The organism is Hydrogenophaga pseudoflava (assembly GCF_004353865.1).
Taxonomy (GTDB): domain Bacteria; phylum Pseudomonadota; class Gammaproteobacteria; order Burkholderiales; family Burkholderiaceae_C; genus Hydrogenophaga; species Hydrogenophaga pseudoflava.
On record NZ_CP037867.1, the window covers coordinates 328,633 to 346,424 of the forward strand.

21 protein-coding genes are annotated in these 17,792 nt (G+C 68.6%); 13 read left to right on the forward strand and 8 right to left on the reverse strand.

The window, feature by feature from the left end:
- Positions 1-30: 30 nt before the first annotated feature.
- The gene (locus HPF_RS01630) at positions 31-762 is read left to right on the forward strand and encodes a response regulator transcription factor (protein WP_133155568.1); all 732 of its coding nucleotides are present in this window, start codon (positions 31-33) and stop codon (positions 760-762) included.
- Positions 762-2,015 carry an ATP-binding protein gene (locus HPF_RS01635; RefSeq protein ID WP_207959291.1) on the forward strand — a complete coding sequence of 418 codons (1,254 nt, stop codon included), beginning with the start codon at positions 762-764 and terminating at the stop codon, positions 2,013-2,015. Before HPF_RS01630 ends, HPF_RS01635 begins: the two co-directional genes overlap by 1 nt.
- A 311-nt stretch (positions 2,016-2,326) precedes the next feature.
- Here HPF_RS01635 and HPF_RS01640 read toward each other — a convergent pair whose 3' ends face one another.
- The 5 genes from HPF_RS01640 to radA all read right to left on the reverse strand — a co-directional run bounded on the left by HPF_RS01640 (position 2,327) and on the right by radA (position 6,252).
- A complete protein-coding gene (locus HPF_RS01640; RefSeq protein WP_133155569.1) occupies positions 2,327-3,157 on the reverse strand; it encodes a glycosyltransferase in 831 nt (276 codons plus the stop codon).
- A 2-nt stretch (positions 3,158-3,159) separates the two neighbouring features.
- Positions 3,160-3,369 carry a zinc-finger domain-containing protein gene (locus HPF_RS01645; protein ID WP_066159976.1) on the reverse strand — a complete coding sequence of 70 codons (210 nt, stop codon included), beginning with the start codon at positions 3,367-3,369 and terminating at the stop codon, positions 3,160-3,162.
- A gap of 10 nt (positions 3,370-3,379) precedes the next feature.
- Complete coding sequence (locus HPF_RS01650; protein ID WP_133155570.1) at positions 3,380-4,321, reverse strand: branched-chain amino acid transaminase; 942 nt, start codon at positions 4,319-4,321, stop codon at positions 3,380-3,382.
- Between the two features lie 95 nt (positions 4,322-4,416).
- The gene (locus HPF_RS01655; RefSeq protein WP_133155571.1) at positions 4,417-4,815 is read right to left on the reverse strand and encodes a glycerate kinase; all 399 of its coding nucleotides are present in this window, start codon (positions 4,813-4,815) and stop codon (positions 4,417-4,419) included.
- A 60-nt stretch (positions 4,816-4,875) separates the two neighbouring features.
- The gene (radA, locus tag HPF_RS01660; protein WP_133155572.1) at positions 4,876-6,252 is read right to left on the reverse strand and encodes a DNA repair protein RadA; all 1,377 of its coding nucleotides are present in this window, start codon (positions 6,250-6,252) and stop codon (positions 4,876-4,878) included.
- 67 nt (positions 6,253-6,319) lie between these two features.
- Here radA and HPF_RS01665 point away from each other — a divergent pair, with 67 nt between their 5' ends.
- A complete protein-coding gene (locus HPF_RS01665; RefSeq protein ID WP_133155573.1) occupies positions 6,320-7,468 on the forward strand; it encodes a hypothetical protein in 1,149 nt (382 codons plus the stop codon).
- Here the strand turns inward: HPF_RS01665 and HPF_RS01670 are convergent.
- On the reverse strand, positions 7,459-7,764 hold the full coding sequence (locus HPF_RS01670) for an antibiotic biosynthesis monooxygenase family protein (protein WP_133155574.1): 306 nt from the start codon (positions 7,762-7,764) through the stop codon (positions 7,459-7,461). The two genes, HPF_RS01665 and HPF_RS01670, sit on opposite strands and share 10 nt — an antisense overlap.
- Before the next feature lie 2 nt (positions 7,765-7,766).
- A complete protein-coding gene (locus HPF_RS01675; protein WP_133155575.1) occupies positions 7,767-8,807 on the reverse strand; it encodes an NAD(P)H-dependent flavin oxidoreductase in 1,041 nt (346 codons plus the stop codon).
- Positions 8,808-8,903: 96 nt separating this feature from the next.
- Between HPF_RS01675 and hpaR the strand changes: the two genes are divergently transcribed.
- From hpaR to hpaI, 10 genes are all read left to right on the forward strand, one after another.
- Positions 8,904-9,392, forward strand: a complete 489-nt coding sequence (hpaR, locus tag HPF_RS01680; protein WP_133155576.1) for a homoprotocatechuate degradation operon regulator HpaR — start codon at positions 8,904-8,906, stop codon at positions 9,390-9,392.
- Between the two features lie 4 nt (positions 9,393-9,396).
- The gene (locus tag HPF_RS01685; protein ID WP_133155577.1) at positions 9,397-10,041 is read left to right on the forward strand and encodes a fumarylacetoacetate hydrolase family protein; all 645 of its coding nucleotides are present in this window, start codon (positions 9,397-9,399) and stop codon (positions 10,039-10,041) included.
- Positions 10,038-10,811, forward strand: a complete 774-nt coding sequence (locus tag HPF_RS01690; RefSeq protein ID WP_133155578.1) for a fumarylacetoacetate hydrolase family protein — start codon at positions 10,038-10,040, stop codon at positions 10,809-10,811. Before HPF_RS01685 ends, HPF_RS01690 begins: the two co-directional genes overlap by 4 nt.
- Positions 10,808-12,283, forward strand: coding sequence for a 5-carboxymethyl-2-hydroxymuconate semialdehyde dehydrogenase (hpaE, locus tag HPF_RS01695; protein ID WP_133155579.1), 1,476 nt, complete (start codon positions 10,808-10,810; stop codon positions 12,281-12,283). Before HPF_RS01690 ends, hpaE begins: the two co-directional genes overlap by 4 nt.
- Before the next feature lie 342 nt (positions 12,284-12,625).
- Complete coding sequence (gene hpaD, locus HPF_RS01700) at positions 12,626-13,552, forward strand: 3,4-dihydroxyphenylacetate 2,3-dioxygenase (RefSeq protein ID WP_133155580.1); 927 nt, start codon at positions 12,626-12,628, stop codon at positions 13,550-13,552.
- A gap of 13 nt (positions 13,553-13,565) precedes the next feature.
- Complete coding sequence (locus tag HPF_RS01705; protein WP_127805786.1) at positions 13,566-14,012, forward strand: 5-carboxymethyl-2-hydroxymuconate Delta-isomerase; 447 nt, start codon at positions 13,566-13,568, stop codon at positions 14,010-14,012.
- Positions 14,013-14,019: 7 nt separating this feature from the next.
- Positions 14,020-14,847, forward strand: coding sequence for a 2-oxo-hept-4-ene-1,7-dioate hydratase (gene hpaH / locus HPF_RS01710; RefSeq protein ID WP_133155581.1), 828 nt, complete (start codon positions 14,020-14,022; stop codon positions 14,845-14,847).
- Between the two features lie 10 nt (positions 14,848-14,857).
- Complete coding sequence (locus HPF_RS01715) at positions 14,858-15,619, forward strand: class II aldolase/adducin family protein (protein ID WP_133155582.1); 762 nt, start codon at positions 14,858-14,860, stop codon at positions 15,617-15,619.
- Positions 15,616-16,746, forward strand: coding sequence for a 2-dehydropantoate 2-reductase (locus tag HPF_RS01720; protein ID WP_133155583.1), 1,131 nt, complete (start codon positions 15,616-15,618; stop codon positions 16,744-16,746). The genes HPF_RS01715 and HPF_RS01720 overlap by 4 nt, the downstream gene beginning before the upstream one ends.
- Positions 16,743-17,552: a 4-hydroxy-2-oxoheptanedioate aldolase gene (gene hpaI, locus HPF_RS01725; RefSeq protein WP_133155584.1), complete on the forward strand. Its 810-nt coding sequence runs from the start codon at positions 16,743-16,745 to the stop codon at positions 17,550-17,552. Before HPF_RS01720 ends, hpaI begins: the two co-directional genes overlap by 4 nt.
- A gap of 66 nt (positions 17,553-17,618) precedes the next feature.
- Here the strand turns inward: hpaI and HPF_RS01730 are convergent, their stop codons facing one another.
- Entirely contained in the window at positions 17,619-17,792 is a 174-nt protein-coding gene (locus tag HPF_RS01730) for a hypothetical protein (protein WP_243721661.1), read from the reverse strand.

Below are 17,792 nucleotides of genomic sequence, written 5' to 3' on the forward strand. Positions count from 1 at the left end.
ATGCATGGTCCAGGTCTATAAACTGCCTGCATGAACGCCCCGACCCCCACCCGCCTCCTGATGATCGAAGACGATGCGCGCCTGGCGCAGATGGTCACCGAGTACCTGGCCCAGTCCGGCTACGAGGTGACCCACGCGCCTGACGGCGAAAAGGGTCTGGAGCAGCTGCCGCTGCTGCAGCCCGAGCTGGTGATCCTGGACCTGATGATGCCGGGCATCGACGGCCTGGAGGTCTGCCGGCGCATCCGGGCCCTGCCCAACGGGGGGGCCAAGGTGCCGGTGCTGATGCTGACGGCCAAGGGCGACCCGATGGACCGCATCATCGGCCTCGAGCTCGGCGCCGACGACTACCTGCCCAAGCCCTTCGAGCCACGCGAACTGCTGGCGCGTATTCGCGCCGTGCTGCGCCGCCGCGGTGAGGCGACTGCCGCCGCGGCCACGACGCGCGCCACGCCGGTGCTGTGCTTCGGCTCGCTGGAGATCGACCGCGACGCTCGCACGGTGCAGGTGGCGGGCAAGGCCTGCGAGCTGACCTCCTACCAGTTCGATCTGCTGGTGGCGCTGGCCGAACGCGCCGGCCGCGTGCTCACGCGCGACCAGATCATGGAGGCGGTGCGCGGACGCGAGCTCGAAGCCTTCGACCGCAGCATCGACGTGCACATCGGCCGCATCCGCAACGCCATCGAGGCCGACAGCAAGGAGCCCAAGCGCATCCTCACGGTGCGCGGCGTGGGCTACGTGTTCGCGAAACAGCAAGACTGATGAAAAGCCTGCTCGGTCAGAAGCTCTACCTCCGCATCTGGCTGGCCATCGTGGCCGCCGTCGCGGTGCTGACCCTGGTTGTCGGCTGGCTGTGGCAGATGGCGCTGGACCGCGACCGCGAGGAGCGCGACGCGCGGATCGCGCGCGAGATCGTGTTGCGCAATGGTACTGGCGAGGTGCTCGGTGCGGCGCCGGCACAGGCGGTGCGGGTTCCCGGCCAGGGGCTGGAGTTCCAGGTGCAGATGAAGGATGGTCAGACCTTGTACATCCAGCTGCCGCGCCCGAACCGGCAGCCCGGCAGCCCCGCGCCGGGGCGGCGCAGCCTGTTCGGCCTGCAGTCGCCGATCGGCTTTGCCTGGCTGCTGGGCCTGGTCGGGCTGGCGGTGGCGCTGGGCGCCTACCCGATCGTGCGGCGCCTGACCCAGCGGCTGGAACGGCTGCAGCGCGGCGTTGAGCGCTGGGGGCAGGGCGACCTCAGCGCCCGCCTGCCGGTCAGCGGGCAGGACGAGGTGGCCTTCCTCGCCGAGCGCTTCAACGCGGCGGCCGAACGCGTGCAGACCCTGATGCTCTCGCACAAGACCCTGCTGGCCAATGCCTCGCACGAGCTGCGTTCTCCGCTGGCCCGCATCCGCATCGGCCTGGAGTTGCTTGGCAACGACCCGGCGCGGGCACCGCAGCGTGCCGAAATCGCGCGCAACATCGACGAGCTGGACCAGCTGATCGACGAGATCCTGATGGCCAGCCGGCTGGACCTGCGCGATGCCAACGAGGTCTCGGCGCTGGGCCCGACCGAGGAGGTCGACCTGGTGGGGCTGGCGGCCGAGGAGTGCGCGCGCACCGGCGCCGACCTGGACGTGGCCGAAGGCATCTCGCCGGTGCTGGTGCAGGGGTACCCCAAGCTGCTGCGCCGACTGCTGCGCAACCTGCTGGAGAACGCACGGCGCTACGGCCACCGGCCGGAAGCGGGGGGCTTTGCCGAACCGGCCCGTCTGGGCATCGACCGGATCACGGTGCCGGGTGGCCAGACCCTGGTGCGGGTGAGCGTCGAGGACCATGGTCCGGGCGTGCCGGCCGAACTGCGGGAGCGCATCTTCGAGCCGTTCTACCGGTTGCCAGGAGCCAGCGAGAGCGTGGGCGGGGTGGGTCTGGGCTTGTCGCTGGTGCGGTCGATCGCCCAGCGGCACCTTGGCAGCGTGCGCTGCGAAGACCGCCCCGGGGGCGGTGCACGTTTTGTCGTCGAATTGCCTCTGTAACCTGGTGTAAATATTGTTGGCTTCCCAGATGTGCGATTTGTCACGACATTGTGGGCTCGGCAGCATTTGGTGCTGATTTGCTGCCCAAATTCTGAGCGAATTGCAACAAAGGGCCACAGTTCTCCCCCAAACAGGGGATGGTCGGAAGGTGTGCCGCAACGCACAATTCGCGGGTTGCTGTCACAACAAAGCGAGCGACGGCTTAATTCCAAATCCAAAACGTCGCTCGCACCGCTCTCCCAACGACGTCCTTCCAAGGACTTTCAAAGCCACCGCAAGGTGGCTTTTTTTTGGCCGGTGCGCGGCAATCGTCAGAGCTCGACGATGCCGTGGGCCGTGGTGGTCTTGCCCTGTCGCAGCGCCTGGCGCGCCGCCTGTTTGTTGCGCACGCGTTCGTCCGGGTGGGCATAGTCGCGCTGGTGTTCCAGGTGCAGCACGGGGGCCGTGTACCGCAGGTGGACCCCCCGGACGCCCGCGTTGTTGAGGCGGAATCCCAGTTCGATGTCCTCGGCGCCATAGCCGAAGTTCTCGTCGAATCCGTTCACCCGGATCAGGTTGATGCGCGCCGTGGAGCTGTTGCCGCCGTTCCAGGTGCGGCGCACGGTGGTCAGGCGCTCAGCCAGGAGGGAGGCCCAGGGCGGGTAGAGGCCCGCCTTGAGCCGGGCGCTGGTGCTGCGCAGGGCGTCGTGTGATGTGAGCCAGGACGGCGTGAAGACCTCGCCCGAGTCGACACCCGGTGCCTGCACCGCCTCGCTGGCGGCCAGGGTGAGCCGGATCACCCCGCCGGTGCAGAAGCGCCGGGGCCGCGCCAGCGCGAGGTGGCGCGCCACGAAGTGCTCGGACGGCAGGCAGTCGCCGTCCAGGAAGACCAGGTAGTCGGCGGTCGAGCTGGCGATGGCCTTGTTGAGGATGCGGTTCTTGCGAAAGCCGCGGTCTGCCTGCCAGATGTGGCGCAACCGGGGACCCAGGCGTTGCTGCCACGCCGCGATGAGTTCGGCGGTCTGCGGCCCCGAACCGTCGTCGGCGATGCAGATCCGGAAGTCCGGCTGGCTCTGCCGCAGCAGCGCGTGCAGCAACAGGTCCAGCGCGCGGGGGTGGTTGTAGGTCGAGACCACCACCTCGACGCTGCCCACCGTCCTCATGTTCAGTGTCCGTGCGCCACCACTTCGCCGGCCTTGAGGGCGTACACCGTGCCGCAGTAGGGGCAGCGGGCTTCACCGGTCTTGGCCACATCCAGGTACACCCTGGGGTGGCTGTTCCAGAGCTTCATGTCGGCCTTGGGATTGGGGCAGAACACGCCGCCCTGCGGGTTCAGGTCCTTGGCGGCCAGTTCGATCTTGGAAGAAGTGCTCATGGGATGTTCCTCAGACCTTGGTGAGCCAGTGCGCGTACTTGGGATTGCGGCCACCCACGATGTCGAAGAAGGCCGACTGGATTCTCTCGGTGACCGGGCCGCGGCTGCCGCTGCCCAGCTCGATGCGGTCGAGTTCGCGGATCGGCGTCACCTCGGCGGCGGTGCCGGTGAAGAAGGCCTCGTCGGCGATGTAGACCTCGTCGCGGGTGATGCGTTTCTGCACGATCTCCAGGCCCAGGTCCTTGGCGATGTGGAAGATGGTGTTGCGGGTGATGCCGTTGAGCGCGCCGGCCGACAGGTCGGGCGTGTAGATCACGCCGTTCTTGACCACGAAGATGTTCTCGCCCGCGCCTTCGGACACGAAGCCCGAGCTGTCAAGCAGCAGGGCCTCGTCGTAGCCCTCGTCGGTCACTTCCATGTTGGCCAGGATGGAGTTGGTGTAGTTGCTCACCGCCTTGGCCTGCGTCATGGTGATGTTGACGTGGTGGCGGGTGTAGCTGCTGGTCTTGACGCGGATGCCGCGCTTGAGACCCTCTTCACCCAGGTAAGCGCCCCAGGCCCAGGCCGCCACCATCAGGTGGATGGTGTTGCCCTTCGGAGAAACGCCCAGTTTCTTGTCGCCGATCCAGGTCAGCGGGCGCAGGTAGCAGGATTCGAGCTTGTTTTCGCGCACCACGGCCTTCTGAGCCTCGTTCACCTGTTCCTTGGTGAAGGGGATGGCCATGCGCAGGATCTTGGCGCTGTTGAACAGGCGGTCGGTGTGTTCTTCCAGGCGGAAGATGGCGGTGCTGCCGTCGGCCGTCTTGTAGGCGCGCACGCCCTCGAAGGCGCCGCAGCCGTAGTGCAGCGTGTGGGTCAGCACGTGGATCTTGGCGTCGCGCCAGTCCACCATCTGGCCGTCCATCCAGATCTTGCCGTCGCGGTCGGACATCGAGGGAATCACGGGGCTCATGCGGGGTCCTTTGAAAATGGGGTGTCTCAAGCGCGGTCTTGCGCCGCAGAAACACGCATTTTAGGTGCCCGCCCCGGGCGCCGAACCGGCTGCTTTCAGCCTTCGGCCGGCGGGCGCTGCAGTTCCCAGGCGGTCACGCGGCCGCCCTGCAGGGTGACGGTGACCGTGGAGCCGCCGTTGTCGGTCCAGCGGTAGCGCTCGGGCTGTTCGCCCTCGGCGCTGAGCCGATCGCCCAGCGAACGGGTCATGGCGATCACGTGCATCAGGTTCACACCCGGCTTGAGCTTGGCGTTGAGCATGACCGCACTGGCGACCCAGCCGATGGGCCGGTCGGCGGCGCGCTTCATCACCGTCATCATCCGCGTCCAGTGCAGCAGCAGCCACATCACCAGGCCCCCGCCGACGGCGGCCACGCCCGCCCAGCCGTACTGGCGCCCGGCGAAGACGAGCAGACCGATGACGAGCAGGGGGACGGCGATGCGCTGGAAGTTCATGGCGAGATTGTCGGGGCAGCGGTGCGCGCGGCCACTGCGGAATCTGCGTAGACCGGCCCGTCAGGCCAGGCTGCGGGCCAGTTCCATGGCCTCTTCGATGCGGTCCACGCCGTGGATGGTCAGGCCTTCAAAGGCCTTGTCGTTCTTCTTCGGAGCATTCGCCTTGGGCACCACCGCGACGGAGAAGCCCAGCTTGGCCGCTTCCTTCAGGCGCTCCTGGCCGCGTGGCGCGGGGCGCACCTCTCCGGCCAGGCCCACCTCGCCGAAGGCGATGAAGCCCTTGGGCAGGGCGCGGCCGCGCAGGCTGCTGGTGATGGCCAGCATGACGGCCAGGTCGGCCGCCGGCTCGCTGATGCGCACGCCGCCCACCGCGTTGACGAACACGTCCTGGTCCATGCAGGCCACGCCCGCGTGGCGGTGCAGCACGGCCAGCAGCATGGCCAGCCGGTCGCGGTCCAGACCCACCGACAGGCGCCGCGGCGAGGGGCCGCCGCTGTCCACCAGCGCCTGGATCTCCACCAGCATGGGCCGCGTGCCTTCCAGCGTCACCATCACGCAGCTGCCGGGCACGGGTTCCGAGTGTTGCGACAGGAAGATCGCGCTCGGGTTGCTCACGCCCTTGAGACCCTTTTCCGTCATCGCGAACACGCCGATCTCGTTGACCGCGCCGAAGCGGTTCTTGATGGCGCGGATCAGGCGGAAGCTGCTGTGCGTGTCGCCCTCGAAATACAGCACGGTGTCCACCATGTGCTCCAGCACGCGCGGGCCGGCCAGCGCGCCTTCCTTGGTCACGTGGCCCACCAGCACGATGGCCGTGCCCGAGGCCTTGGCCGCGCGGGTGAGGTGGGCGGCGCATTCGCGCACCTGCGCCACCGAACCCGGCGCGCTGGTGAGCTGTTCGGAATACACGGTCTGGATCGAGTCGATCACCGCGATGGCGGGCTGGTGCGCCGTCAGCGTGGCGAGGATCTTCTCCAGCTGGATCTCGGCCAGCACCTGAACCTGCGAACCGTCCAGTCCGAGCCGGCGCGAGCGCAGCGCGACCTGGGCGCCCGACTCTTCGCCCGTCACGTACAGGGTTTTCTGGCCGGCGCGCTGCAGCGCGTCCAGCGCCTGCAACAGCAGCGTCGACTTGCCGATGCCCGGGTCGCCGCCGATCAGCACCACGCCGCCTTCCACCACGCCGCCGCCCAGCACGCGGTCGAGTTCGTCGTGGCCGGTGGGCGTGCGCTGCACGTCGGTGGCTTCGATGTCGGCTAGGGTGGTGACCTCGGCCGTCTTGGCCAGTGCGGCGAAGCGGTTCTTGGTCGGGGCGCTGGATTCGGCGACCGATTCGATCAGCGTGTTCCAGGCGTTGCAGTGCGGGCACTTGCCCAGCCAGCGCGGGCTGGTGCCGCCGCACTCGTTGCAGGTGTAGATCGTCTTTTCTTTGGCCATGTGGCCGGCAATATAGTCGACACCCCGACGGGCCGGTCCATGCCCGGTCCCTCCGCACCTCACCGCCGTGTCCTCTGCCCGCTCCGCGACTTCGAACCGCATCGTCCCCGCCGCCGCCCTGCAGGCCCTGGCCCCTGGCGAGCAGCCGCTGTCGGCCGCGGCCCGTGCCTTCAACCTGCAGCTGACCCGCGTCGACAAGCTGCGCGCGCAGCTGGACGAGCTGGACGCCCTGGGTCGTGCGCACCGGGCCGAGCGGCACCGCTGGTTCACGCCCCTGCAGCAGCAGCGGCGTCAGCAGATGCGTGCGCTCGCCCTGGCGCTGGAGGGGCATCTGCAGGGCAAGGCGCTCAGCCGCCTGCAGCAGGAGACAGCGACCGAGGCGCTGTGCGCACTGGCACAGGCTCTGGCCGAGGAGGGCGAGGCGGACATGGTCGCGCTGCACGACCGGCACAGCCGCCAGACCCTGGCGCAGAAGAAGCAGGCCGCAGCCGACGCGATGCGCGCCCGTCTGGAGGCCGCGCTGGGTGAGCCGCTGGGCCGCGGGGATGAAGACCTCTCGATGGACGAGCTGGTGCGCGCCGGCATGGCGCGGCTGCGGGCGGCACGCGACGAAGAACAGGCACGCCGCCAGGCCAAGGCGCAGGCGCGCAAGGCCCGGCAGAAGGCGGGCAGCCGGCCCGCCGAAGCAGAGGCGCAAGTGGCCGACGCCGACACCCAGCTGCGCACCCTGTTCCGCCAGCTGGCCAGCGCCCTGCACCCCGACCGCGAGCCCGACGAAACCGAGCGGGTGCGCAAGACCGCGCTGATGAGCGAGGCCAACACGGCCTACGCGCGCAAGGACCTGGTGACGCTGATGCAGATCCAGCTGCGCGCCGAACTGGCCGACCCCACCGCCGTGTCGCGCCTGGCGGACGACCGGCTGGCCGCGCTGACCCTGCTGCTCAAGCAGCAGGTGGCGGGTCTGGAGCGGGAGCGCGCCGCGCGGCAGGGCCAGCTGGCGGCCGAATTCGAGCTGCCGCACGGCCAGGTGGCGAACCCGAACACGCTCCGGCAACACCTGCTGAGCCAGGTGAACGCGCTGGAGTTGACCGTCGCCGATCTGGCGCAGGACCTGGCCGCGGCGCGGGACGCGGCGACGCTCAAGCGCTGGCTCAACGCGCAACGCGAAAGGCCGCGCCCGGTGCGGGCGGACCGCGACCCCGACGACTACGTCTGAGCGTCGGCCGGGTGGCGGTAGCGCCGCGTCACCTCGGCGATCTCCACCGAGTAGCTGGCGTACCAGCGCTCGCGGCCCAGCTTCTGTGCGATCAGGTGGTCGGTGTGCTGCTTCCAGGCGCGGATGCTGGCCTCGTCGGGCCAGTAGGACAGGGCGATCTCCTGGTCGCCCTCGGTGACGGCGGTGAAGTCCAGGCAGCCGAACTGCGTCAGCGCGAGCTGGCGCATCTGCGCGGCCATGGCGCTGTACTCGGCGTCGAGGTCGCGGGCCTTGGCGCGGAAGATCACGACGAACATGGTCAGAAACCTTTCAGCAGGTCGCGGGTGATCTCGGCCGCTGGCGCGCTGCGGCAACCGCTGGCGTTCTGGCCGCTCCACAGGGGGGAGAAGTCGCCGCTGCCCTGCTTTTCAAAATGCGCGCGCAGCGGCGCGATGGCGGCGGTGGCGGTGGGGAAGGCGGGTGCCGCCGGGCTGAGTGGCCCCAGCTCGCGCATCACCCGGTTGACGATGCCGCGCGCCGGCCGGCCGCTGAACAGCGTGGTCAATGCCGTGTGGCGCGCCGTTTCGCTCTGCAGTGCGGCGCGGTGGATGGGGGAGGTCAGGGCCTCGTCGCTGCACAGGTAGGCCGTGCCCACCTGCACGCCGGCCGCACCCAGCGCCAGCGCGGCGCGCACCCCGGCTGCATCGGCGATGCCACCCGCGGCGATCACCGGCACCTGCACGGTGGCCACGATCTGCGGCAGCAGGGCGAAGGTGCCGACCTGGGTTGTGAGGTCGTTGGTCAGGAACATGCCTCTATGGCCGCCCGCCTCAGAACCCTGCGCGATCACGGCATCGACGCCTTGGGCTTCGAGCCACAGCGCCTCGTCCACCGTCGTCGCCGACGACAGCAGCACGCTGCCCCAGCCCTTCACGCGCGCCAGCAGGTCGGGCGCTGGCAGGCCGAAGTGAAAGCTCACGATGGGCGGCCGGAACGGCTCGACGAGGTCGGCCACCGCGTGGCTGAAGGGCACGCGCCCCGCGCCGGCCGGCACGGCGGCGATGTCCAGCCCGGCCTCGGCGTAGAACGGCGCCAGCACCTCGCGCCAGCGGGCCTCGCGCGCCGTGTCGGGCGTGGGCGGCGTGTGGCAGAAGAAGTTGACGTTCCAGGGCCGGGAGGTGCCTTGCGAGAGGGTGGTCAGCTCTTGCACCAGCGCCTCGGGCGTGAGCAGGGCGGCGGGCAGGGCGCCGATGCCGCCGGCCTGGCAGACCGCCAGCGCCAGGGCCGAACCCTGCGAACCGGCCATGGGCGCCTGCAGCAGCAGGCGATCGACGTTCAGGCGTTGGGCGAGCGAGTTCATGCCGCGATTGTCGGTCGGTCCCCGGGGGTGAGGGTTAACCCCTGTTTCGAGAAGGTCGGGAAAACATTTAACATATTAAATAAATCGCACCGACCCATGGCCACCGACGACAGCACCCTTTCTTTTGCCCACCGCAACCTGCCGCGCCTGCTGCTGGAGGCGCGCGAGGCGGTCATGCAGCACACCCGCCCGAGCCTGCGCGAGCACGGCCTGTCCGACCAGCAGTGGCGCGTGCTGCGCGTGCTGGGTGAACACGCGCGCGACCCGGCCGGTGTGGAGACTGGCCGGGTCGCGCGCGAGGCGCTGCTGCTCGGCCCCAGCCTGACCGGCGTGCTCACCCGCATGGAGCGCGACGGCCTGATCACCCGCAACCGCTGCCCGCAGGACGCGCGCCGCACTGTGGTGCGCGCCACGCCCGCGGGCCTGAAGCTGGTGCGCAAGCTCTCGCAGACCATCGAATCGCACTACCAGTGGATGGAAGCGCAGCTGGGCCCGCAGCGTCTGGCACAGCTCTACGACCTGCTGGACGACGTGATCGCGCTGGAGGCGCCGGGCGGCGTCGAGGTCGACGACATCGAGGAGTGACCCCATGAACCCCAATCCCTACCTGCCCGGCGGCACCGTCTACGGCACGCTGCTGAACTTCCGGCGCGAACACGCGCTCTGGGCGCCGCGCATGCACGAAGCGCCCTACAAGGCGCCGCCGGCCGCACCGGTGCTCTACATCAAGACCGCCAACACCTTCACCCGCAGCGGCCAGGCCATCGCGCTGCCGCGGGGCGTGGCCGAGGTGGAGGTGGCCGCCAGCCTGGGTCTGGTGGCGGGCGAGGGTGGCCGGGTGGCCGGCGCCGTGCTGTTCAACGACGTGGCGATTCCGCACGAAAGCTACTACCGCCCGCCGGTGAAGTTTCGCTGTGTCGACGGCTTCCTCGGCGTGGGTGATGCGTTGCGACCGGTCACGGACCTGGGCGACCTGGCATCGCTGGTGCTGGAGCTGCGCGTGGACGGTGTGATGCGCCAGCGCACGACGCTCGCCGACCTGGTGCGCGACGCGGCCTCGCTCTGGGCCGATGTCAATGCCTTCCAGAGCATGCGGCCGGGCGACGTGCTGATGGTCGGCACCGACTGCCTGGACGACGGCACGCGGCCGCGCGCCAAGGCCGGCGACTCGGTCGAGATCACCGCCACCGGCTTTGCGCCGCTGGTCAACCACTTCGTGCAGGAGGCCGTATGAAGCACGCCCGCATCGCCTGGGCCGGCGCGGTCCACGACGCTGTTGAAGTTGACGGCCAGCTTGAACTCCAGACACCCGCCTTCAAAGGTCGCCGCGTCGGCTTCGACGAGGTGGTCTGGCTGCCGCCGCTCGCCCCCATCAACCGCCCGCGCACCGTGCTGGCCCTGGGCCTGAACTACGCCGACCACGCGAAAGAACTGGCCTTCAGGGCGCCCGAAGAACCGCTGGCCTTCGTCAAGGGCGAAGCCTCGCTGACGGGACACAAGGCCTTCACCGTGCGGCCCGACGGCGTGAACTTCATGCACTACGAATGCGAACTCGCGGTGGTCATCGGCCAGCCTGCGAAGCGTGTGAAGAAGGCCGACGCCTTGCACTACGTCGCCGGCTACACGGTCGCCAACGACTACGCGATCCGCGACTACCTGGAGAACTGGTACCGCCCCAACCTCAAGGTCAAGAACCGCGACACCTGCACGCCGATCGGTCCCTGGCTGGTGGACGCGGCCGATGTGCCCGATCCGCAGGCGCTGGCGCTGCGCACCACCGTGAACGGCACCGTCACGCAGCAGGGGAATACGAGGGACATGATCTTCGACGTCGCCACGCTCATCGAGTACTTCAGCGGCTTCATGACCCTGATGCCCGGCGACCTCATCCTCACCGGCACGCCCGACGGCGTCGTCGATTGCCAGCCCGGCGACGTGATCGTCACCGAAATCGACGGCATCGGCTCCCTCATCAACACGATCACTTCCGAAAGCAAGGCATGACGCAACGCATCGACCACCTCATCAACGGCAAGGCTGTTGCCGGCACCGACTACTTTGAAACCATCAACCCGGCCACGCAGGGCGTGCTGGCCGAGGTCGCCTCGGGCACCGAGGCCGAAGTGAACGCCGCGGTGCAAGCCGCCAAGGACGCCTTCCCCGCCTGGGCCGGCCTGCCGGCGACCGAGCGCGCGAAGAAGGTGCGCGCCCTGGGCGACCTGATCGCCAAGCACGTGCCCGAGATCGCGAACACCGAAACCCAGGACACCGGCCAGGTGATCGCGCAGACCGGCAAGCAGCTGATCCCGCGCGCCTCGGACAACTTCTATTACTTCGCCGAGATGTGCACCCGCGTGGACGGCCACACCTACCCCACGCCCACGCACCTGAACTACACGCTGTTCCATCCGGTCGGTGTGTGCGCGCTGATCTCGCCGTGGAACGTGCCCTTCATGACCGCCACCTGGAAGGTCGCGCCCTGCCTGGCCTTCGGCAACACGGCGGTGCTCAAGATGAGCGAGCTCTCGCCCCTGACCGCCGCGCGCCTGGGTGAGCTGGCGCTGGATGCCGGCATCCCGGCCGGCGTGCTCAACGTCGTGCACGGTTTCGGCAAGGAGGCCGGCGAGCCGCTGTGCGCCCACCCGGACGTGCGCGCGATCAGCTTCACCGGGTCGACGGCCACCGGCAACCGCATCGTCAAGACCGCGGGCCTGAAGAAGTTCAGCATGGAACTGGGCGGCAAGAGCCCGTTCGTGATCTTCGACGACGCCGACCTGGACCGCGCGCTCGACGCCGCGATCTTCATGATCTTCAGCAACAACGGCGAGCGCTGCACGGCGGGTTCGCGCATCCTGGTGCAGCAGAGCATCTACGCCGACTTCGTCGCGAAGTTCACCGAGCGCGCCAAGCGCATCGTGGTGGGCGACCCGCTGGATGAGAAGACCACCATCGGCCCGATGATCAGCAAGGCGCACCTGGCCAAGGTGCGCAGTTACATCGAGCTGGGTCCGAAGGAGGGCGCGACGATGCTGTGCGGCGGGCTGGACCGTCCTTCGTATGCCGCCGAGCTGCCGTCGCATGTGGCGGGCGGCAACTACGTCTGGCCGACGGTGTTCGCCGACGTGGACAACCGCATGAAGATTGCGCAGGACGAGATCTTCGGCCCCGTGGCCTGCCTGATTCCGTTCAAGGACGAGGCGGACGCGATCCGCATCGCCAACGACATCCAGTACGGGCTGTCGAGCTATGTCTGGACGGAGAACATCGGCAAGGCGCACCGTGTGGCGGCCTCGATCGAGGCGGGCATGTGTTTCGTGAACTCGCAGAACGTGCGGGACCTGCGGCAGCCCTTCGGCGGCACCAAGGCGTCTGGGACCGGTCGCGAGGGCGGGACCTGGAGTTACGAGGTCTTCCTGGAGCCCAAGAACGTCGCGGTGTCCATGGGTTCGCACCACATTCCTCATTGGGGTGTTTGATTTGCTCTCTTCTTCTGTTTCGCTCGACTACCTGGGCGTGATCGGCGATCCCGGGTACCCGGCTCCGCTCATGTCCCCCGAAACGGGCTTTGCCCGTTTCTCCTCCTTTACTTCGCTGCGCCGAGTACCCAGACTCGCCGATCCAAAAACGATGTTGGCGCTCCCTGGTTCGAGCGCCGATGCGCAGCGAGAGAAGGCGAGGTGGGTGGTGTGCCGCAGCGAAGTAAAGGAGGAGGGCTGCGCGCAGCGCAGACCGGGGGACATGAGCGGAGGTACACCACCCACCTCACCTTCCACCACAAACGTCAGACAAGACAACGCACAAAACAGGAGACAAGCCAAATGGGCAAAGTAGCACTGGTCGGCAAGATCACCCACGTCCCCTCGATGTACCTCAGCGAAATCGACGGCCCCCGCAAAGGCACTCGCCAGGACGCCATCGACGGCCACAAGGAAATCGCACGCCGCTGCAAGGAACTGGGCGTAGACACCATCGTCGTCTTCGACACCCACTGGCTCGTCAACGCCACCTACCACCTCAACTGCGCCGAGCATTGGCAGGGAACCTACACCAGCAACGAGCTGCCCCACTTCATCAGCAACATGGGCTACGCCATCCCCGGCAACCCTGCGCTGGGCCAGCTGCTCGCCAAGGTTGCGAACGAACACGGCGTCGAGATCCTGGCGCACCACGCCACCACCCTGCAGCCCGAATACGGCACCCTCGTGCCCATGCGCTACATGAACGCCGACCAGCACTTCAAGGCGGTCTCGGTCTCGGCCCTGTGCACCTCGCACTACCTCAACGACAGCGCGCGCCTGGGCTGGGCCATGCGCAAGGCGGTCGAAGACCACTACGACGGCACCGTCGCCTTCCTCGCCAGCGGCTCGCTCAGCCACCGCTTCGCGCAGAACGGCCTGGCGCCCGAATTCGCGTTCAAGGTCTGGAGCCCTTTCCTGCAGCACCTGGACGACGAGGTCGTGCGCATGTGGAAGGCCGGCGAGTGGAATGACTTCTGCGAGATGCTGCCCGAGTACGCGGCCAAGGGCCACGGCGAAGGGTTCATGCACGACACGGCCATGATGCTGGGCGTGCTGGGCTGGAGCGAATACACCGGCCAGGCCGAGATCGTCACGCCGTATTTCGGCGCCAGCGGCACCGGCCAGATCAACGCGCTGTTCCCGGTGCTGCCGGTCAGCGGCGCGGCCATTCCGCAGCCCGTGGCCTCGCGCGCCGACGGCTTCTCCACCGTGGCCACGCGCCTGTGAACCGGAGCACCCCATGCCCCACCTCGTCATCCTCTACACCCCCAACCTCGACAAGCCCGCCTCGCAGGGCGGCGTCGACATGAGTGGCCTGTGCCGCGCGCTGGCCGACGCCATGCTCGCCGTGCGCGACGAACAGGACAAACAGGTCTTCCCCACCGGCGGCACGCGCGTGCTGGCCTACCCCGCGGCGCACAGTGCCATCTCCGACGGCGGCGCGGCCGGCATAGCGGCCGGGCTGGGCGGCGACTACGCCTTCGTCTACATGAACGTGCGCATGGCCAAAGGCCGCAGCGCCGCCGTGCACCAGCGCGTCGGTGATGCGCTCAACGCCGTGGTGAAAGAACGCTTCGCCGAACAACTGGCCAGGCGCCCCATCGGCATCACCGTGCAGGTGGACGAAGGCATCGAAGTCTTCGATGCCAAGAACAGTTCCTTGCACCCGCTTTTCAACAGGACATAAAGAAGCCATGTTCGACGACGCCCTCGTTCAGCAGCTCGCCGCCGAGCTGCAGCAGTCCCAGCAGACCCGCACGCAGGTCGAGCACTTCTCCAAACGCCACCCCGGCATGAGCGTCGAAGACGGCTACCGCATCGGCCGCGCCTGGGTCGAGCTGGAGAAGGCCGCCGGCAAGAAGGTGATCGGCCACAAGATCGGCCTGACCAGCCGCGCCATGCAGATCAGCAGCCAGATCGACGAGCCCGACTACGGCACCCTGCTGGACAACATGCTCTACACCGCCCAGGCCGGCGAGGTGCTGGAGATTCCGGTGAAGAACTTCATCGCCCCGCGCGTCGAGGTCGAACTGGCCTTCGTGCTCAAGGCGCCGCTGGCCGGCCCGAACGTGACGGTGGACGACGTGCTGGCCGCCACCGACCACATCACGCCCGCCATCGAGATCATCGACGCGCGCATCGAGCAGTTCGACCGCCACACCAAGGTGATGCGCAAGGTCTACGACACCATCAGCGACAACGCGGCCAATGCCGGCATCGTCATCGGCGCGGGCGACCCGGCCTTCCGCGCCGACCCGCACACCACCAACCGCCCCTGGTGCGGCGCCATCCTGCGGCAGAACGGCGCGGTCGAAGAGACGGGCCTGGCCGCCGGCGTGCAGGGCGACCCCGCCATCGGCATCGCCTGGCTGGCCAACAAGCTCGCGCCCTGGGGCGAGACGCTGCAGGCTGGCGAGATCGTGCTCGCCGGCAGCTTCACGCGGCCCGTGGCGGCCAAAGCGGGCGACCTGTTCGAGGCCGACTACGGCCCCCTGGGTTGCCTCAAGTTCAAGTTCGTCTAAAGGAGTTCCCATGGCCGACGCTTTCCTCAAACCCGCCCGCTTCAGCGACGCCGAATGGCAGGCGCGCGTGCAGCTCGCCGCCTGCTACCGCATCTTTGCCCACCTGGGCTGGGCCGAGCTGATCTACAACCACATCTCGCTGCGCGTGCCGGGGCCGGACGACCACTTCCTCATCAACCCCTTCGGCCTGCACTACACCGAGGTCACCGCGTCCAACCTGGTCAAGGTGGACGTCGACGGCCACATCATCGGCAACGACGACTGGCCCATCAACCCGGCCGGCTTCACCTTCCACGGCGCCATCCACGCCACCCTGCCCGACGCGCACTGCGTGATGCACGTGCACACCACGCCGACCATGGCCGTGTGCTGCAGCGAAGAGGGCCTGAGTTTCACCAACTTCTACGCCGCGCAGCTGCACAACCAGGTGGCGTACCACGACTTCGAGGGCATCACCGTGCACCGCGAAGAGGGCGCGCGCATCCTCGCCAGCGCGGGCGGCAAGCGCGTGCTGCTGCTGCGCAACCACGGCCCTGTGGTCATTGGCCACACGCTGCCGCAGGCCTTCAACCTCATGTGGCTGGTGCAGCGCGCCTGCGAGATCCAGGTCGCCTCGTCCACGCTCGGTCAGCTACGTCAGATTCCAGTGCCGGTGCTCGAAGGCTGCGTGCGAGACTCGCTCAACTTCAATCCCAAATACGGCGCCGGTGAGGACTCGTTTGCCGCCATGCAGCGGCTGATCGACCGCATCGACCCGGGCTACCGCGCATGAGCAAAGAATCTTCCACATCTTCCGTCCCGGGCAACCGCGGAACCGGCTTTGCCGGGCCGCTGGTTGCGCCCCCCCTCGGGGGGGAGACGCGAAGCGGCGCAGGGGGGGCTTTCCGGTCCATCGCCATCGTCGGCGTCGGCGCCATCGGCGGCCTGTTCGCCGGCTGGCTCGGTTCGCGCCTGCCGGCCGGTCAGATCCAGCTCTCGGCCGTGGCGCGCGGCGAGACCCTGCGCGCCCTGCGCGAGCGCGGCCTGGTGTGGGTGGACGCCGACGGTGCGGCACAGACTGTGGCGGTCAACGCCAGCGACGACGCGGCGAGTCTGGGCGTGCAGGACCTGGTCATCGTTTCCGTCAAAGGCCCGGCCATGCCGCAGGTCGCACCCGCCGTGCGCGCGCTCATGAGCCCGCACACCGTGGTCCTGGTCGCCATGAACGGTGTGCCCTGGTGGTTCTTCGACGGTCTGCCGGGCGAAGCCGCGGGCCTGCAGCTCAAGGCGGTGGACCCGCTGGGCCTGACGGCGCAGCACATCCCCACGGCGCAGGTCATCGGCTGCGTGGTGCACGCCAGCGCCACCGCGCCCCAGCCGGCGCGCATCGAGCGCATCAAGAACAACCAGCTCATCCTCGGCGAGCCCGCGGGCGGAACATCTGCCCGTGTGCAGGCGCTGGGCGAACTGCTCACGCAGGCCGGTTTCGGCGTCACCGTGTCCGAGCGCATCCAGCGCGACATCTGGTTCAAGCTCTGGGGCAACATGACCATGAACCCGGTCTCGGCCATCACCGGTGCGCCCTGCGACCGCATCCTGGACGACGAACTCGTGCGCGGCTTCTGCAGCGCCGTGATGCGCGAGGCGCAGGCCATCGGCGCGCGCATCGGCATCCCCATCGACCAGAACCCCGAAGACCGCCACGCTGTCACGCGCAAGCTCGGCTCGTTCAAGACCTCGATGCTGCAGGACGTGGAAGCCGGCCGCCCCATCGAACTCGACGCGCTGGTGGGCGCCGTGCGCGAGATCGGGCGGCACCTGGGCGAAGCCACGCCCAACATGGACGCGCTCATGGGCCTCACCAGATTGATGGGCCAGATGCGCGGCCTCTACCCAGAACCGACGAAGACACCGCAATGAAGACCCCCCAGAACACCTTCCGCGATGCCCTGAAAGCCGGCAAGCCGCAGATCGGCTGCTGGGTCGGCTTCGCCTCGCCCGATGTGGCCGAGGCCCTGGCCGGCTGCGGTTTTGACTGGCTGCTGATCGATGGCGAGCACGCACCCAACGATCCGCGCAGCGTGCTCGAACAGCTGCGCGCCGTCGCGCCCTATGCAGCCACGCACCCGGTGGTGCGCGCGGTCGATGGCAACGTGGCCCTGGTCAAGCAGTACCTCGACATCGGCGCACAGACCCTGCTGATCCCGATGATCGACACCGCCGAGCAGGCCGCGCTCATGGTCCAGGCCATGCGCTACCCGCCCGAAGGCATCCGCGGCATGGGCGCGGCGCTGGCGCGCGCCTCGCGCTGGAACCAGGTGGACGACTACCTGAACCAGGCCAACGGCCAGATGTGCCTGCTGGTGCAGGCCGAGACCGTGACCGCGGTGAACAACCTCCAAGCCATCGCCGAAACCGAAGGCGTGGACGGCGTGTTCTTCGGCCCGGCCGATCTGTCGGCCAGCATGGGCCACCGCGGCCAGCCATCACACCCCGAGGTGCAGAAAGTGATCATGGACGGCATCGCCACCGTGCGCGCCGCCGGCAAGGCCGCCGGCATCCTCGCCACCGACCCGGCGCTGGCGCAGCAATACCTCGACGCGGGCGCGCTGTTCGTGGCGGTGGGGGTGGACACGACGCTGCTGGTGAAGGCGGCGAGCAGCCTCGTTCAGCGGTTCAGCGCGGGCGCCACCAAGGGACCGGCTGCGCCTTCGGGCGGGTACTGAGCGCCGACTTGACGCCAAATCTGAAGAAAAAATCTTCGAGATCTCGATTTCTGAAGGCGGAGTCAATCACCTCGCGCCTGCCTCCAGCCGCTGACCATTCGCAGCCAGTTCCCGCGCCAGCCGGGCCACCGCATCCAGCGGGTGGCCGTCGGCGCCCGCGCCCTGGCCCAGCGTGTGGACGCTGCCGTCGTGCAGGCGCACCGCCACGGTGCCCGCCGCTATCAGGTCGGGCACTGGCAC

Bases quoted from the DNA above. Each gene is read 5' to 3' on its own strand.
- HPF_RS01630 (WP_133155568.1), top strand. From the start codon at position 31: ATGAACGCCCCGACCCCCACCCGCCTCCTGATGATCGAAGACGATGCG.
- HPF_RS01635 (WP_207959291.1), top strand. From the start codon at position 762: ATGAAAAGCCTGCTCGGTCAGAAGCTCTACCTCCGCATCTGGCTGGCC.
- HPF_RS01640 (WP_133155569.1), bottom strand. From the start codon at position 3,157: ATGAGGACGGTGGGCAGCGTCGAGGTGGTGGTCTCGACCTACAACCAC.
- HPF_RS01645 (WP_066159976.1), bottom strand. From the start codon at position 3,369: ATGAGCACTTCTTCCAAGATCGAACTGGCCGCCAAGGACCTGAACCCG.
- HPF_RS01650 (WP_133155570.1), bottom strand. From the start codon at position 4,321: ATGAGCCCCGTGATTCCCTCGATGTCCGACCGCGACGGCAAGATCTGG.
- HPF_RS01655 (WP_133155571.1), bottom strand. From the start codon at position 4,815: ATGAACTTCCAGCGCATCGCCGTCCCCCTGCTCGTCATCGGTCTGCTC.
- radA (WP_133155572.1), bottom strand. From the start codon at position 6,252: ATGGCCAAAGAAAAGACGATCTACACCTGCAACGAGTGCGGCGGCACC.
- HPF_RS01670 (WP_133155574.1), bottom strand. From the start codon at position 7,764: ATGTTCGTCGTGATCTTCCGCGCCAAGGCCCGCGACCTCGACGCCGAG.
- HPF_RS01675 (WP_133155575.1), bottom strand. From the start codon at position 8,807: ATGAACTCGCTCGCCCAACGCCTGAACGTCGATCGCCTGCTGCTGCAG.
- hpaR (WP_133155576.1), top strand. From the start codon at position 8,904: ATGGCCACCGACGACAGCACCCTTTCTTTTGCCCACCGCAACCTGCCG.
- HPF_RS01685 (WP_133155577.1), top strand. From the start codon at position 9,397: ATGAACCCCAATCCCTACCTGCCCGGCGGCACCGTCTACGGCACGCTG.
- HPF_RS01690 (WP_133155578.1), top strand. From the start codon at position 10,038: ATGAAGCACGCCCGCATCGCCTGGGCCGGCGCGGTCCACGACGCTGTT.
- hpaE (WP_133155579.1), top strand. From the start codon at position 10,808: ATGACGCAACGCATCGACCACCTCATCAACGGCAAGGCTGTTGCCGGC.
- hpaD (WP_133155580.1), top strand. From the start codon at position 12,626: ATGGGCAAAGTAGCACTGGTCGGCAAGATCACCCACGTCCCCTCGATG.
- HPF_RS01705 (WP_127805786.1), top strand. From the start codon at position 13,566: ATGCCCCACCTCGTCATCCTCTACACCCCCAACCTCGACAAGCCCGCC.
- hpaH (WP_133155581.1), top strand. From the start codon at position 14,020: ATGTTCGACGACGCCCTCGTTCAGCAGCTCGCCGCCGAGCTGCAGCAG.
- HPF_RS01715 (WP_133155582.1), top strand. From the start codon at position 14,858: ATGGCCGACGCTTTCCTCAAACCCGCCCGCTTCAGCGACGCCGAATGG.
- HPF_RS01720 (WP_133155583.1), top strand. From the start codon at position 15,616: ATGAGCAAAGAATCTTCCACATCTTCCGTCCCGGGCAACCGCGGAACC.
- hpaI (WP_133155584.1), top strand. From the start codon at position 16,743: ATGAAGACCCCCCAGAACACCTTCCGCGATGCCCTGAAAGCCGGCAAG.